Annotated in this window: 15 protein-coding genes and 1 pseudogene; 3 read left to right on the forward strand and 13 right to left on the reverse strand. The window is 61.3% G+C overall.

The window, feature by feature from the left end; all coding sequences use genetic code 11:
• Nucleotides 1–240: 240 nt before the first annotated feature.
• The 9 genes and pseudogenes from RPMA_RS21995 to RPMA_RS22035 all read right to left on the reverse strand — a co-directional run bounded on the left by RPMA_RS21995 (nucleotide 241) and on the right by RPMA_RS22035 (nucleotide 10,195).
• On the reverse strand, nucleotides 241–1,965 hold the full coding sequence (locus RPMA_RS21995; RefSeq protein WP_211909776.1) for a methyl-accepting chemotaxis protein: 1,725 nt from the start codon (nucleotides 1,963–1,965) through the stop codon (nucleotides 241–243).
• A 144-nt stretch (nucleotides 1,966–2,109) separates the two neighbouring features.
• A pseudogene (serA, locus tag RPMA_RS22000) lies at nucleotides 2,110–3,698 on the reverse strand (phosphoglycerate dehydrogenase).
• A 218-nt stretch (nucleotides 3,699–3,916) separates the two neighbouring features.
• Entirely contained in the window at nucleotides 3,917–5,089 is a 1,173-nt protein-coding gene (locus tag RPMA_RS22005; protein ID WP_211909777.1) for a phosphoserine transaminase, read from the reverse strand.
• Nucleotides 5,090–5,212: 123 nt separating this feature from the next.
• Nucleotides 5,213–5,458: a hypothetical protein gene (locus tag RPMA_RS22010; RefSeq protein ID WP_211909778.1), complete on the reverse strand. Its 246-nt coding sequence runs from the start codon at nucleotides 5,456–5,458 to the stop codon at nucleotides 5,213–5,215.
• Nucleotides 5,459–5,663: 205 nt separating this feature from the next.
• A complete protein-coding gene (locus tag RPMA_RS22015; protein WP_211909779.1) occupies nucleotides 5,664–6,245 on the reverse strand; it encodes a glutathione S-transferase family protein in 582 nt (193 codons plus the stop codon).
• A 90-nt stretch (nucleotides 6,246–6,335) separates the two neighbouring features.
• The gene (locus RPMA_RS22020; RefSeq protein ID WP_249225344.1) at nucleotides 6,336–7,097 is read right to left on the reverse strand and encodes an outer membrane protein; all 762 of its coding nucleotides are present in this window, start codon (nucleotides 7,095–7,097) and stop codon (nucleotides 6,336–6,338) included.
• A gap of 142 nt (nucleotides 7,098–7,239) precedes the next feature.
• A complete protein-coding gene (locus RPMA_RS22025; protein WP_211909781.1) occupies nucleotides 7,240–8,070 on the reverse strand; it encodes an outer membrane protein in 831 nt (276 codons plus the stop codon).
• Nucleotides 8,071–8,432: 362 nt separating this feature from the next.
• Complete coding sequence (gene glmM / locus RPMA_RS22030; RefSeq protein WP_211909782.1) at nucleotides 8,433–9,779, reverse strand: phosphoglucosamine mutase; 1,347 nt, start codon at nucleotides 9,777–9,779, stop codon at nucleotides 8,433–8,435.
• A 230-nt stretch (nucleotides 9,780–10,009) separates the two neighbouring features.
• Nucleotides 10,010–10,195: a hypothetical protein gene (locus tag RPMA_RS22035; protein ID WP_211909783.1), complete on the reverse strand. Its 186-nt coding sequence runs from the start codon at nucleotides 10,193–10,195 to the stop codon at nucleotides 10,010–10,012.
• Between the two features lie 113 nt (nucleotides 10,196–10,308).
• Here RPMA_RS22035 and RPMA_RS22040 point away from each other — a divergent pair, with 113 nt between their 5' ends.
• On the forward strand, nucleotides 10,309–11,448 hold the full coding sequence (locus RPMA_RS22040) for an alpha-hydroxy acid oxidase (RefSeq protein ID WP_211909784.1): 1,140 nt from the start codon (nucleotides 10,309–10,311) through the stop codon (nucleotides 11,446–11,448).
• Between the two features lie 114 nt (nucleotides 11,449–11,562).
• Here RPMA_RS22040 and RPMA_RS22045 read toward each other — a convergent pair whose 3' ends face one another.
• The 3 genes from RPMA_RS22045 to RPMA_RS22055 form a co-directional block, all read right to left on the reverse strand.
• Entirely contained in the window at nucleotides 11,563–12,192 is a 630-nt protein-coding gene (locus RPMA_RS22045) for a DUF5666 domain-containing protein (protein WP_211909785.1), read from the reverse strand.
• 74 nt (nucleotides 12,193–12,266) lie between these two features.
• Entirely contained in the window at nucleotides 12,267–13,118 is an 852-nt protein-coding gene (locus RPMA_RS22050; RefSeq protein WP_211909786.1) for a shikimate dehydrogenase, read from the reverse strand.
• Nucleotides 13,119–13,183: 65 nt separating this feature from the next.
• Nucleotides 13,184–13,831, reverse strand: coding sequence for a YoaK family protein (locus tag RPMA_RS22055; protein WP_211909787.1), 648 nt, complete (start codon nucleotides 13,829–13,831; stop codon nucleotides 13,184–13,186).
• A 116-nt stretch (nucleotides 13,832–13,947) separates the two neighbouring features.
• Between RPMA_RS22055 and RPMA_RS22060 the strand changes: the two genes are divergently transcribed.
• Entirely contained in the window at nucleotides 13,948–14,226 is a 279-nt protein-coding gene (locus RPMA_RS22060) for a BrnT family toxin (protein WP_211909788.1), read from the forward strand.
• Nucleotides 14,213–14,476 carry a BrnA antitoxin family protein gene (locus tag RPMA_RS22065; RefSeq protein ID WP_249225346.1) on the forward strand — a complete coding sequence of 88 codons (264 nt, stop codon included), beginning with the start codon at nucleotides 14,213–14,215 and terminating at the stop codon, nucleotides 14,474–14,476. Before RPMA_RS22060 ends, RPMA_RS22065 begins: the two co-directional genes overlap by 14 nt.
• Here the strand turns inward: RPMA_RS22065 and RPMA_RS22070 are convergent.
• Nucleotides 14,473–14,880 carry a P-loop NTPase family protein gene (locus RPMA_RS22070; RefSeq protein WP_249225347.1) on the reverse strand — a complete coding sequence of 136 codons (408 nt, stop codon included), beginning with the start codon at nucleotides 14,878–14,880 and terminating at the stop codon, nucleotides 14,473–14,475. The genes RPMA_RS22065 and RPMA_RS22070 overlap by 4 nt on opposite strands.
• Nucleotides 14,881–14,978 lie beyond the last annotated feature (98 nt).

Consider the following 14,978-nt stretch of genomic DNA (forward strand, 5'->3'; position numbering starts at 1 on the left):
TCTGCAGGACGCAACGCAGCGCCCGTGCCTCAATACCGGCGGACAATATATTTAACTACCACAGGTAAGCCCGCACCGAATTGATGCTGGTTTGCCACCCGGAGCAGCGCATCGATGCTGCAATAGGACGCACCTCGCGCCAAGGACACTGACCACTGAACAAGGCTCGAAACGCAAAAGCCCTCCACATGGGAGGGCTTTCGATTCGTGAAGTGATGTCCGCGAGCGGCGGCAAAAGCCTCAGGCGGCCCGCACCTTGGCCAGGAAGTCATCGACGGCCGCGCGCAACTGGCTGGACTGGCCCTCGAGCTCCTGCGCATTGGACAGCACCTGCGATGCAGCCGAGCCGGTCGCCTCGGCAGCGCTGCTGACGCCGCCGATGTGATTGCTGATCTCGGTCGCGCCGGCTGAGACCGACTGAATGTTACGAGCGATTTCCTGCGTTGCGGCGCCCTGCTGCTGAACTGCTTCGGAGATGGTGGTGGTGATCTGGCTCATCTGCGCGATGGTGCCGGTGATCGCATCGATGGAGGCGACCGCTTCGCTGGTCGAGGCCTGCATCGCGGCGACCTGCGACGAGATTTCCTCGGTGGCCTTGGCGGTCTGGCTGGCCAGCGCCTTCACCTCGGATGCGACGACCGCGAAACCGCGGCCGGACTCGCCCGCACGTGCGGCTTCGATGGTGGCGTTCAAGGCGAGCAGATTGGTCTGCGACGCGATGCTGTGAATGAGTTGCACGACTTCACCGATCTTCTCGGCGCCGCTCGACAGGATCTGCACCGTCGCATTGGTGCGCTCGGCATCGCTGACGGCCTTGTTGGCGATCTCGCTGGATGCCGCGACCTGGCGCAATACCTCGCTCACCGACGCCGACAACTCCTCGGCCGCCGACGCAACGGTGCTGACATTGTCGGAAGAGCGGTTGGACGCGGCGCTGACGGTGGCAGCACGCGCGCTGGCATCGCTGGCCGTGCTCGTCATCGACTGTGCGGTGCTCTGCATGCCGGCGGCAGCGGTGGAGACCGAGCGCACGATGCCGGTGACGCTGCGCTCGAAATCGCCGGCCATCGCTTCCATGGCGGCGCGACGCTCGGAAGCAATGCGATCCTGCGCATCGCTCTCGGATTGCTCAAGCGAACGGATACGCATTGCATTGTCCTTGAACACCTGAACCGTCTTCGCCATGGCGCCAACTTCGTCACCACGTTCAACGCCGGGGATCGCGGCATCGAGCTCGCCCCTGGCGAGAGCTTCCATGCGTGCACCAAGCTGACCCAGCGGGCCGGTGATGCTGCGGCTGATCAACCAGGCGATGACGCCGGCGACAGCCGCGATCGCGAGCATCGCCAGGCCCAGCGCCCAGATGATCGGCTTCAGATGTGCGTCGAGGTCGTCGAGATAGGCGCCGGTGGCGATGAACATGTTCCAGCCCGGCAGCGCCGCGGCATAGCCCATCTTGCGCGACGGCACGGTCTCGTTCGGCTTCTGGAATTCGTAGGTCAGGACATGGGAGCCCTTGGCAGCAACGCCGTCACGGAATTCGCGCGTGATCGGGATGCCGCTGACTTTCACATCAAGCCGGTTCGATCCCTGCTTGAAGCCGGGCAGATGAACCACGTCGCCATCCATCGTGTAAATGAAGAGATAGTTGCCGTTGTCATAGGTCATCGGCACCACACGGCGCAGCAATTCGGTCGTCGCTGCTTCCTTGGTGAGCTTGCCGGCGGCGACATCCTTCTGAATGTCTGCAGCCACATTCGTGCCGATCTCGACGATCGTTTTGAGCTGAGCCAGCCGCGCGTCGAGCATCTCGCGTTTGACCAGAGAGGCGGCGAGAATGCCTGCGGCACAGAGGCCGATCATGGTCACCGCCACCAGGACGACGAGCTTGTAGGTGATACGGATATTGGCGAGCTTCACGAATAATTCCCCCGAGCGCACGGCCTTCAGCCGCTGATTTCTCATATGAGCGTACCGGAGTAGTGTTCCTAAATTCTTACATCCGGGGGCCGTGTTGGACCGATCGCACCGACCTCAACGGGAGAATTGTTCGCCAAACGAAAAATCCCCGCCTTTAGGGCGGGGATTTTTGTCGGTTTGCAGCGTGGCTCAGAAGCCCAGCGCCTTCGCCTGTTTGACCTGCGGCAGCGCCTGCACCTTGGCCAGCACATCGGCCGGGACCTGACCATCGACTTCGACCAGCGCGATGGCGTCCCCCCCTGGCTCTGGCGGCCGAGATGGAAGGTGGCGATGTTGATCTTGGCGTCTCCGAGCAGCGAGGCGAAAGCGCCGATGAAGCCCGGCTTGTCCTCATTGGTGATGTAGATCATCGACTTGCCGAACTCTGCATCGACGCGGATGCCCTTGATATCGACAAGGCGGGGCTTGCCGTCGGCATAGACCGTGCCGGACACGGCACGTTCCTGCTTGTCGGTGGTCACCGCGACGGTGATCATGCTCTCATAGTCGCTCTGCGCAGCGCGGACCACTTCATCCACCACCATGCCGCGGGCCGAGGCGACGCTCGGCGCCGACACGACATTGACGTCGCCCAGCATCGGACGCAGCAGGCCCGACAGCGCAGCCGAGGTCAGCGCCTTGATCTTCATCTCGGCGACGGCGCCTTCGTAAGTAATCGTCACCTTGGCGATGTCGCTGTCGGTGAGCTGGCCGGCGAAAGAGCCGAGCTTTTCCGCAAGCTCGATGAACGGCTTCAGCTTCGGGGCCTCCTCCGCAGTGATCGAAGGGAAGTTGATGGCATTGGAGATCGCGCCGGACAAAAGATAGTCCGACATCTGCTCCGCCACCTGCAGCGCGACATTCTCCTGCGCCTCATTGGTGGAGGCGCCGAGATGCGGCGTGCAGATCACATTGGGATGGCCGAACAGCACATTCTTGGTGGCGGGCTCCTCGACGAACACGTCGAAAGCAGCACCAGCCACCTGCCCGCTGTTCAGCGCATCGGCCAAAGCCTGCTCATCGACCAGACCGCCGCGTGCGCAATTGATGATGCGAACGCCCTTCTTCATCTTCGCAATGGCGGCGGCGTCGATGATGTTCTTCGTCTTCTCGGTGAGCGGCGTGTGCAGCGTGATGAAGTCTGCGCGCTTGAACAGATCGTCGAGTTCGACCTTCTCGACGCCGATATCCTTGGCGCGCTCCGGCGACAGGAACGGATCGAAGGCGACGACCTTCATGCGCAGGCCGAGTGCACGGTCAGCAGCGATCGCGCCGATATTGCCGCAGCCGATCACGCCCAGCGTCTTGCCGGTGATCTCGACGCCCATGAAGCGGTTCTTCTCCCACTTGCCGGCCTGCGTCGAGGCATCCGCCTGCGGGATTTCGCGGGCGAGCGAGAGCATCAGGGTGATGGCGTGTTCGGCGGTCGTGATCGAATTGCCGAACGGCGTATTCATCACGATGATGCCCTTGGCGGTGGCCGCGGGGATTTCGACATTGTCGACGCCGATGCCGGCGCGGCCGATCACCTTCAGGCGCGATGCCTTCTCGATGATCTTCGCCGTGGCCTTGGTAGCCGAGCGGATGGCGAGGCCATCATAATTGCCGATGATCTCGGCGAGTTTTTCTTTGTCCTTGCCGAGGTTCGGCTGGAAATCGACGTCGATGCCACGATCCTTGAAGATCTGCACGGCAGCGGGAGAGAGAGCATCGGAGATGAGAACTTTGGGGGCGGTCATGGGATGTGATCCTGTGTTTGCTGAAACACGCACGCGCTCTTTCCTTCTCCCCTTGTGGGAGAAGGTGCCTTCGCACAGCGAAGGCGGATGAGGGGTAATGCTGGGCTCGGAGTTTGTGGCTACCCTCACCCGTCTCGAGCGCTTCGCGCTCGATCCACCCTCTCCCACCCCGCACAGCTTCGCTGTGCTTGGGGGAGAGGGGAAATTAAGAGTGCTACTTAAGCCGCCTTGGTCAGCGCGGCCTTGGTCTCGGCAAAGGCCCAGTCGATCCACTGCGTGAGGATCTCCACGTCCTTCGCCTCGACGGTCGCGCCGCACCAGATGCGGAGGCCGGCGGGGGCATCGCGATAATGACCGAAGTCGAAGCCGGCATTCTCCTTCTCGACGGCCGCGACCAGCTTCTTGGCAAAGTCGGCCTGGGCGTCCGGCGAGAGCGCGGTGATGGCGGGATCGATCACCTTCAGGCACACCGAGGTGTTGGAGCGGATCGCCGGATCGGCGGCAAGGAAGTCCACCCACGGCGTCTTCTTCTGCCAGTCCGTCAGCACCTTGGTGCTGGCATCGGCACGCGCGATCAGGCCCTTGAGGCCGCCGACCGACTTCGCCCAGTTCAGCGCGTCGAGATAATCTTCGACGCACAGCATGGACGGCGTGTTGATGGTCTCGCCGACAAAGATGCCTTCGATCAGCTTGCCGCCCTTGGTCATGCGGAAGATTTTTGGCAGCGGCCATGACGGCACATAGCTCTCGAGCCGCTCCACCGCGCGCGGCGACAGGATCAGCATGCCATGCGCGCCCTCGCCGCCCAGCGCCTTCTGCCAGGAGAAGGTGACGACATCGAGCTTCGACCATTCGAGCGGCTGCGCAAAAGCGGCGGAGGTCGCGTCGCAGATGGTCAGGCCTTCGCGATCGTCCTTGATCCAGTCGGCATTCGGCACGCGCACGCCGGAGGTGGTGCCGTTCCAGGTGAAGACGACGTCGGAATTCTGATCGACCTTGGAGAGATCGGGAATCTCGCCATAGCCGGCATGCAGCTTGGTGACATCCTTCAGCTTCAGTTGCTTGACGATATCGGTGACCCAGCCCTCGCCGAAGGATTCCCACGCGATGGTGGTGACCGGACGCGGCCCGAGCAGCGACCACAGCGCCATTTCGACGGCGCCCGTATCCGAGGCCGGAACGATGCCGATGCGATAATTGGCGGGCACTTCCAGCACTTCACGCGTCAGGTCGATCGCGAGCTTGAGCTTGGTCTTGCCGACCTTCGCGCGATGCGAACGGCCGAGTGCGGAACGATCAAGTTGTTCGGGGGTCCAGCCGGGGCGCTTGGCGCAAGGGCCGGAAGAGAAATGCGGCACGTGTGGCCGCGAAGCGGGCTTCGCTGCAGTCATCGTCTATCCTTCCAGATAGTAAGCCTCCCGTTGGGGGGAGGTGTCCCGAGACCGCAGATATGGGAAAGGCCCCGAAGCGTCAAGCGACTTCGGGGCCTTCACGGGTGATTGATGAGATGTCGCTCAGGCGGCGCCATCCACGGGCGCGACGCCCTGCCCTTCCGGCTGGCTGCAAAGAGCATCCGCTTCGCCGGCACTCACTTCCAGCGGAGAGCCGGCATCTGGCACCAGCGGGACTTCTTCGAGCAATCCCGACGCATCGACGACCAGCTGCGCAGCCCGCCGCCGGCTTGCCATTTTCATCACACTCTGATCGTCGACCTTGACGACATAATCGGCACCGATCTTCTCAATGGAGTAATTTTTCATGCTTCATTCCAACGTCCCCAGACGTAGATAGATACGTCGAGACGTCCGGGCCGTTCCGAAACAAAGCCGTTCAGGGCCGCGCTGGTTTACGCGTCATTAATCGAACCACGGACCAGCGCAGCCGCATGATACCGACAGCTGTCGCATGCGGAAAAATCAAGCACTCGATTACCGCCACGCCTGTCAACGCGACACCAGCGTTGCGTCAGGCGATACGTAATGCCTGTTCGCTATCCGCGATCCAGCGCCTGATCGCCTGATAGCCCGCGAGATGAAAACCGCCTTCATGCGCGACGCGCGTGTAGGCGAGCAAGGCCACATCAGCCAGCGAAAAGGCATCGCCGAGAAGATAGCGGCTCACCTTGAATTGGCGCTCCATCCGCGCCAGCGCGAATTGTCCGCGCTTCACTTTCTCAGGATCGAGATCGGAGATGGCCTTGCCGAGATAGACCATCTGATAGCGGCACACGGCAATGTAGGGCTCGTGGCTGTACTGTTCCCAGAACAGCCATTCATCCATCTTCGCCGCCTGGTACGGATCGGCGGGGATCAGCGCACTGCCGCGGGCGAGATAGCGGATGATGGCATTGGATTGCGCCAGCGGACGACCGTCATCCAGCACGACGGTCGGCACCTGCCCGGCAGTGTTCAAAGCAAGAAATTCCGGCGTCCGGCTCTCGCCTTTCTGGGTATCGACATCGATCCAGTCATAGGCCAGTGCAAGATGATCGCAGACCCACTTCACCTTCAAGCAATTGCCCGAACCAAGATCGCCGTAGATTTTCATGGCTGCATCCCCTGCCTGGCCAGAAGAGCAGCATTCCCGCCATGCGGTGTCAATCTACCCTGAAGGTTAGTCGCGAGAGGGGCGGCACGATCAGAACCTGTAGCCGAGACCGACGCGCCCGCTATTGACGTTGCCGTCAACGTCCTTCGCCGTGATGCGCTGATATTCGTATTCCGCGCGCATGAACAGGCCGCCGACGAGCATCACATCGACACCAAGGCCCGCTGAATAGCCATAGACGAGATTCGACTTGGTGTCGCGGTTCGGCGGATAATACACGCCGCCGATGCTCACTTGCGTGCTGCGATCGGTCACCATGTTGCCGGCACCGACGCCGACAAAGGCGTAAGGCAGGAAGCTTCCGGCAACATAACCCGCACGAAGGCGCAGCGAGCCGAAGTCATCGATCTTGATCGTGGCGGTCGAACTCGTCGTCAACGGCGTGCCAAGGCTATCGGTGCTTCCAGCGGCCGCGCTCGTCACTGTCTTGTAGCTGCCATGAATGTAGTTCGCCTCGAGACCGATAACGACATCGTCCCATTGCGAATTGTAGCCGACGAAGCCGCCAAAGGCCGTGCTGTTATCCTGCGGCGATGCGAGCCCCGGCCAATTGAACTGACCGGTCTCGCCGACCGGCGGGATATAGGTCGATTGAAGGCCGGCATTGAAGCTAGGAGAGATATTGGACACGGCCGAGCCATAGCTCGCCTGCCCACCGACATAAAAGCCGTCCCAGATCGGTCGCTGCAGGACGGGACCGTCCTGGAACGAACCACGCAGGAACGGCAGATCGGCAGCCTGGGCGGCTTGCCCAAAAGTGAAAACAGCTGCGGCAATCAGAAAGCTACGCATCACGATCATTCCTCAACGCACCGGACTGTCGTGATCATCCCCCGTTAACCTTAATCGTTAGTTGCAATGATACCACCTGCGCAAAACAAAACGGCGCGGGAAGCTCCCGCGCCGTTAAGGTCTCTTAAGATCGAGTAGGTGATCAGCCCTTGCGCATCAGCGGCGGCGCATAGGCGGCCGGCGGCGGCGTATCGAGGTTCCAGCGCACACCGAGCTTCAGGTCATGCGAGGTGATGTCCTTGAGGACGATGGACGATGCACCAGCGGCGGAATTGTCGTAGGCGCGGAAGTTACCCGGACGCCCCGAACCGAGATCCACATAGCTGTAAGCCAGTTCGAGCGTCAGGCTCGGATTGACCTTGTAGGACAGACCGGCATGGGCCGCCCAAGCCATGTTCCACTGACCGTGATCCTCGAAGTAAGTCACGCTGCTCGAGAATGCGCCGTTGTTGCTGCGCACGCCGTCATCGCGGAAGCCGCTGATCCTGTTATACGAAGCGCCGATGCCGGCGCCGATGAACGGCGTAACGCACCACCAGGTGCCGAGATCGACATAGGCATTCGCCATGAACAGCAGTTCCGACTTGCTGCCGCTATAGTTGTTGGCGCCATCGTCGCCAGGACCGTACTGGACGCTGCTCGATCCGTGGAAATTGGCGCGACCGCGATACTGTCCAGTGACGTCCGCGCGGAACCAGTTGTTGAACTGATAGCCGAGGCCGACGCCGTAGATGCCTGCGCTGTCAAAGCCCAGGCCATTGGCCTGATTGGGGAATGCCAGCGAGTTTTCCAGACGCTTCACTTGCTGGTTGCTCATGCCGATATCACCGCGCAGATACCAGCCACCGAAGTCTTCGACCGGCGGCGGGGCATACATGGCAGGCGGGGGAGCAATAGGCATGTCGGCGGCGAAAACAGCGGTCGACATCAGGGACGCCGCACCTGCGGCAACAATAAATTTCACGCTACGCATTGGCTTCATCCTTGTTGGGCCAGAGAGGCAAACAAACGAGGCCTCTCACTCGGAAACTCACAAGCGGACGATGACACCAATGTCTTAAGCGGCACTTAACCCTAACAATTAAGGTTGATATTTGGTGACGGTAAAAAACAGCATTGTCGTTTCCTGCCCTCGCAGCGTCACAACTACTAACAACTCCTTGATGCGGCGACCGATCGCACAACGAAAAACGCCGCGCATCAGCGCGGCGTTTGAGATTCGTTAACTATCAAAACTGGACTTGTAGGTCGGATGAGGCGAAGCCGTCATCCGCCGGCCGAGTGCATGATTGAAACTTCGCGGCGGATGACGCTTCGCTCATCCACCCTACAGAATCATGCCGCGGCAGCGTGGCCGAGCGCATCGACGATGGTATCGACGACTTCCTCGACCATGACACGGTCATCGCCCTCGCCCATCACGCGGATCACCGGTTCGGTGCCCGACGGACGGATCAGCAGGCGGCCATGGCCGTTGAGGCGCTGCTCGGCCGCCGCGATGGTGGACTTCACCTCGGCATTGTCGAGCGGCTTGCCACTGCGATAACGCACATTCTTCAGGATCTGCGGCAGCGGATCGAACAGGTGGCAGACTTCCGAGACCGAGCGACCAAGCTTCTGCACCACCGCAAGCACCTGCAACGCAGCGACGAAGCCGTCGCCCGTGGTCGCATAGTCCGACATGATGATGTGGCCTGACGGTTCGCCGCCAACATTGTAGCCGTTCTTCATCATCTGCTCGAGCACGTAGCGATCGCCCACCGCGGTGCGGATGAGTTCGATGCCATGCGACTGCAGGAAACGCTCGAGGCCGAGATTGGACATCACCGTCGAAACGATGCCCGGCTTCGCCAGACGACCATCTTCCTTCCAGCTCTGCGCGATCACTGCGAGCAGCTGGTCGCCGTCGACGACATGGCCACGCTCATCGACGATGATGACGCGGTCCGCATCGCCATCGAGCGCAATGCCGATATCGGCGCGCAGTTCGCGCACCTTGCGGCTCAGCGCTTCCGGCGCCGTCGAGCCGCATTCCTTGTTGATGTTGAAGCCATCGGGCTCCACACCGATCGAGATGACATCGGCGCCGAGTTCCCACAGCGCTTCCGGCACCACCTTGTAGGCTGCGCCATTGGCGCAATCGACGACGACGCGCAGGCCTTCCAGGCTGATGTCGCGCGGCAGCGTGCGCTTGGCGAATTCGATGTAGCGGTCATGGACGCCATCGATACGACGCGCACGTCCGAGATTGGCGCTCTGCGACAGCTGGCGATCAAGATTGTCGTCGAGCAATTCCTCGATCTGCTTTTCCACGTCGTCGGACAGCTTGAAGCCGAGCGGGCCGAACAGCTTGATGCCGTTGTCCTCGAACAGGTTGTGCGAGGCCGAGATCATGACGCCGAGATCGGCGCGCATCGACTTGGTGAGCATCGCCACCGCCGGCGTCGGCATCGGGCCGACCAGGAGCACATCCATGCCCACCGAGGTGAAACCCGCCACCATGGCGTTTTCGATCATGTAGCCGGACAGGCGGGTGTCCTTGCCGATCACCACGCGGTGACGGTGATCGCCACGCTGAAACACGAGGCCGGCGGCCTGCCCGACCTTCAGCGCCAATTCCGGCGTGATCAATCCATTGGCACGACCGCGAATGCCGTCAGTCCCGAAATATTTGCGGCTCATGATAACCCCCATTGCGCCCGCACTTCGCAGGCGCACAACGCGTCCCGGCCGACTCACGGCACCGGTTCGCCTCACATGTGACCGTCTTATAGAGCGGCAGCCGCTAAATTCCGTTCAAAAAATATGATGAATCATTACCGAGGGCGGCCGGCTCCGCAAGCATTCAACCCTTTGAAAAGTCGTAGCTATTTACCGGGCGCGCGGGAACACCCGGCGCAGCCGTCCCCAGCTTACCCCTTGCGCTTGATGTTGTGGTCCGCCTTCGAATGCGCAGGCTGGGTCACGTTGACAGGGTCGGATCCCGGAAAGGTCTCCTCGAGCCCCTCATTAAGGGCGTCTTCGAGCCGGCGCTTTTCTGCCGCTTGCGCTGTCTCGTCATGGACTTTGCCGGCGTCGCGCGACTTCGAGCCCGTCATGACTTTTCCCTCGGGATTAGACGACATGGTGATGACAAGAGTGATGTGGTCAAGCACCCATCCATGTTAGATGACGTCCCAACAAGTAAATACAAGAACGGCTGGGACTTCTCATGAAGCATATCACCTGCATCGAAGATCTTCGTCTTGAACATAAGCGCAATGTGCCGAAGGCCTTCTTCGATTACGTCGATCACGGCTCCTATAGCGAAGACACGTTTCGCGCCAATACCGAAGACCTGCAGAAGCTGAAATTCCGCCAGCGCATTCTTGTCGACATCGACAGGCGCGACACCTCGACGACGATCCTCGGCGAGAAGGCGACGATGCCTTTGATCTGCGCGCCGGTCGGCTCCACCGGCATGCAGTATGGCGACGGCGAGATCCACGCCTGCCGCGCCGCGCAGGCGTTCGGCATCCCCTACACGCTGTCCACGATGTCGATCAATTCGATCGAGGACCTCGCCGAGAATGTCGAGAAGCCGTTCTGGTTTCAGCTCTATGTGATGAAAGACCGCGGCTTCATCAAGGAGCTGATCGAGCGCGCCATCAAGGCCAAGTGTAGCGCCTTGGTGCTGACGGTGGACCTGCAGGTGATCGGCCAGCGCCATGCGGACATCAAGAACGGCCTGTCGGTGCCGCCGCAGATCTACAATCTCAAGAACATGATCGACTTCGTCAGCCATCCCGCCTGGCTGATGCGCACACTGCAGGCCAAGCGCCGCAACTTCGGCAATATCGCCGGCTTCGTGAAGAACACCGACGATCTCGAGTCGGTGTCGCAATGGACGGCATCGCAGTTCGACGCCACGCTGAACTGGAAGGATCTCGACTGGATCCGCAGCATCTGGCCCGGCAAGATCATCATCAAGGGCATCCACGACATCGAGGATGCGCGCGAGGCCGTGAAGGTCGGTGCGCAGGCGATGGTGGTCTCGAACCATGGCGGCCGCCAGCTCGATGGCGCACCGTCATCGATCTCGGTTCTGCCGGGGATCGTCGATGCGGTCGGCTCGGAAATCGAGGTGATGTTCGACAGCGGCATCCGCTCCGGCCAGGACATCATGCGCGCGCTCGCGCTCGGCGCGAAGTCGTGCATGATCGGCCGCGCCTATGTCTACGGCCTCGGCGCCTATGGCGGCCCCGGCGTGACCAAGGCGCTGGACATCCTGCGCAACGAACTCAGCACCACCATGGGCCTGTGCGGCGTCAACGACATCGCCGGCATCAGCAAGCGCGTATTGGTGCAGTAGTAATCGTCATTGCGAGCCCTGACGAATTGCAAAGCAATTCGTTTGGGCGAAGCAATCCAGTTCTTCGTCGAAGGCTGGATTGCTTCGTCGCTTCACTCCTCGCAATGACGGAGTTCACATCGGCGGCGTCAGGCCATCCAGCCCGACATTCACGCGCGCGGTCTCGAAGCTGCCATCGGCGGCTTTCTTCGCGCCGATGATGATCACTTGTGCGCCGGGCTTCAGCTCGCTCTTGTTGCCGGGCACGAAGGTCACGATCGGCGTGCTCGGCTCGACGGTGACTTTCTTCTCGCCGTCCTTGTATTTCACCGTCAGTGTCTGACCGTCCTTCGCCTCGACCTTCTGATCGACGGTGGCATTGGTCATGCTGCTATTCGGCTTGAGATCCCATGGCCGTGAGCCCTCGGCGAGACCGCGCATCGACTCCGGAAAAATATGGATCGCGATCGCCTTCTGCGTGCCATCGGCCTGAGGCATGCCGGTGACGCCCACATAGTCGCCGCTCTTGATATCGGACAGCGCCGCCTTGGTGATGCCCGTGACCGTGACATTGTCGGACATGCGAACCTTGCGCTCGCCGCCGTTGCGCGCCTTGATGTTCAGCACGGCACCATCGACGCTCTCGATCGATCCGCGAATATTCGAAGGCTGCGGCTGCTGCGCCGACGCGGCGGAGATCGTGAGAGACGCGGCAAGCACGGTGCCCGCCAGCAGACGTGCCGAAGTCGAGATAACTTGAACCATATGCAGTTTCCTTGAGAAGACAGCCCTGCCCTCACATGGAAACCCGATTGCTGAACCGCTATTCCGCCCTCACGTCACTGTGAGAGCGATGCCAGGAGATCCGCTTCCACCTCGGCGCGGAGTTCCGGCGTCACTTCCGGGCGCTGACCGAACCACAGCTCAAAACCACGCACCGCCTGATACAGCAGCATGCCGAGACCATCCGCCGTGCGCAGGCCACGTGCACGAGCGGCTGCCAGCAGCGGCGTCTCCAGCGGAACATAAACGAGATCGGCCACCACGGCCTGATCCGGCAGCGCAGCGAGATCGATGACGAGATCCGGTTGCCCCTTCATGCCGAGCGATGTCGTGTTCACCAGGAGCGACGCCTGCGGCAGCGTGCTGGGGACGGCATCCCAGCCGATCGGGACCACACGCTCGCCGAACAGCTTTGCGAGCTCCTGCGCGCGTTCGATACTGCGATTGGCGACATAGACATGCTTGATGCCACGATCCAGCAAACCGAACACGACCGCACGCGACGATCCGCCCGCGCCAAGCACCAGCGCATCATCGGCCTGGTCCCAGTCCGGCGCGCTGTGATCGAGATTGTCGATGAAACCTTCGACATCGGTATTGGTCGCACGCAGTGTGCCGTGATCGTACCACAGCGTGTTGGCCGCACCGACCGCACGCGCCCGACGATCCGGCGCCGTCAGCTTCAGCACGCGCTCCTTGTGCGGAATAGTGACATTGGCGCCGATATAGCCGCGCCGCGACAGGTTCATCACGAAGTCGGCAACCTCTTCCGGCGGCACGGACTCGATGGTGTAGCCGCCCTCGATTCCGAGATGGCGCAGCCAGTGATGGTGGATCAGCGGCGAGCGCGAGTGAGCAGCCGGCCACCCGATCAGGCAAGCTCCACGGGGCTTCGCTTCGTCAGACATCGACATTCCTTCGCTTCAACCGGAAGCGGTCGTCGCATGAGAATCATGCAAGGGGCTGATGGCGATCATCGGGCAGGCTGGCGCCATGCCGCAAGAGCGGTGATCGCAGCGATCAACAAGGCAGCGCCTGCAGCAAACCAGACAGCCGCGAGCGCGAAGCGAAGATAAACCAACGTGCCAATGACGGCGCCGGCAACCATGGCGCTCCACAACAGCAGATTGGGGATCCACGCCCAGCGTGGGCCACCTTGCAGTGCGACAGCGAGCAACTGTCCGATTCGCACCAGGGTGCCGGTCATGTAAGTCAGCGCGATGCCGGCGGTCCCGTCGGTCTGAAACATCGCATTTTCCAGGCCCATGGCCAGCACGATGGCCATGATGGTGATGTCGGGTGCATCGAGTTGATAGGCGATCGCGCCTGCGAAAAGCAGCGCGGCCTCCGTCAGCAACAGCATCCATTGCCGATGCTTGCCGCGGCCATAACCCACGAAATTGCCAAGCCCGGCCCCCAGTACGAACAGCCCGATCAGCTTCAGCGCTTCAAGCGCCTTGGGCCAGTCCAGCTCGGCGATCATCACCCCCAAGCGGGTGGAATTGCCGCTCATGAAGGAGACGAACAGCCCACCGAGATGAATGAAACCGATGCCATCGACATAGCCGGCCAGCGCGCTCAAGGCACAAGCCAGCGCGAGATTGCTCTTCACCGTCAGCATAGTCGTCCGTTACCCCACTGCATTACCGCAATTATTCAAAAGCGATGGCGGGAGGGCAAGGGCTCTAAAGTTGCCAACCTTGACGTCAGATGTTTTTTGGGGGTACATTTAATTGTGTGAAGATCACCTACGATCCCGCGAAGTGCCAGACGGCCGTTGAGGAGCGAGGGATACACTTCGCCGACGCCGCGATCGTGTTCGAAGGACCGTCCATCAATCTGGAAGATCGACGCCGTGACTATGGTGAGCGGCGCTTTCAGACCATTGGGTTCCTGGCCGGCCGCATGGTGATGGTGGTGTGGACACCGCGTGGCGAAGCGCGGCACGTCATGTCGATGAGAAAATGCAATGCCCGTGAAAAAGCGATCTATCAAAAGCGATTTGACGAAGCTTGATGCACACGAGATCACCGATGCGGAGTACGACGACGCACCGGAACTGACCGAAGAGATGCTCGACCGCGCGGAAATCCGGCACGGCGACACGGTCATCAAGCGTGGTCGACCGCCTTTGGCGCAGCCGAAGGAAGCGATCAAGCTGCGCATCGATCAGGACATCCTTGCCGCTTATCGCAAGACAGGCAGCGGCTGGCAGACGCGCATCAATGCGGATCTGCGCAAGGCGGCGAAGAAACTCGCTGGTTAGGATTTCGCCGATTTGGTCAGGAAGTCCGCGACCTCGTCGCGTGTCACCAATCTCAATTTGGCACCCGCAAAGCCATCGAACAGCGACTGGTGGCCCGCAAACGACGTCGAGTTCGTGCGCTCCCGATAGGCTTTAGCCCAATCAAGAAAGGCCTCATGCGCAGCAGTTGCCGCGCCCTTCCACGGGCCGCGCTCGTTCAGGCCGGCAAGACAAACCTTCCACGGCATGTCCAGCCAGATGAGCGTGGTCGCATTCCGAAGAGCCACGGCAACGAGCCAGCCATAGACCCCTTCGATGATCCAGCGCGGCTGCGCGGCAAGCTCGGCCACCATCGCTGCGGCAACCTGCTCATCACGCTTCACCGTCACTTCATCCTGCCAGTGGACGCGGTCGAGATCGGTCAATGGCATACGTTCGCGTCGGGCAAGCTCACGCGCCAGCGTGGTCTTGCCCGAGCCGCTATTGCCGATAATCACAACCCGCGATCCAAGCCCCATCGCAC

The organism is Tardiphaga alba (assembly GCF_018279705.1).
Lineage (GTDB): Bacteria > Pseudomonadota > Alphaproteobacteria > Rhizobiales > Xanthobacteraceae > Tardiphaga > Tardiphaga alba.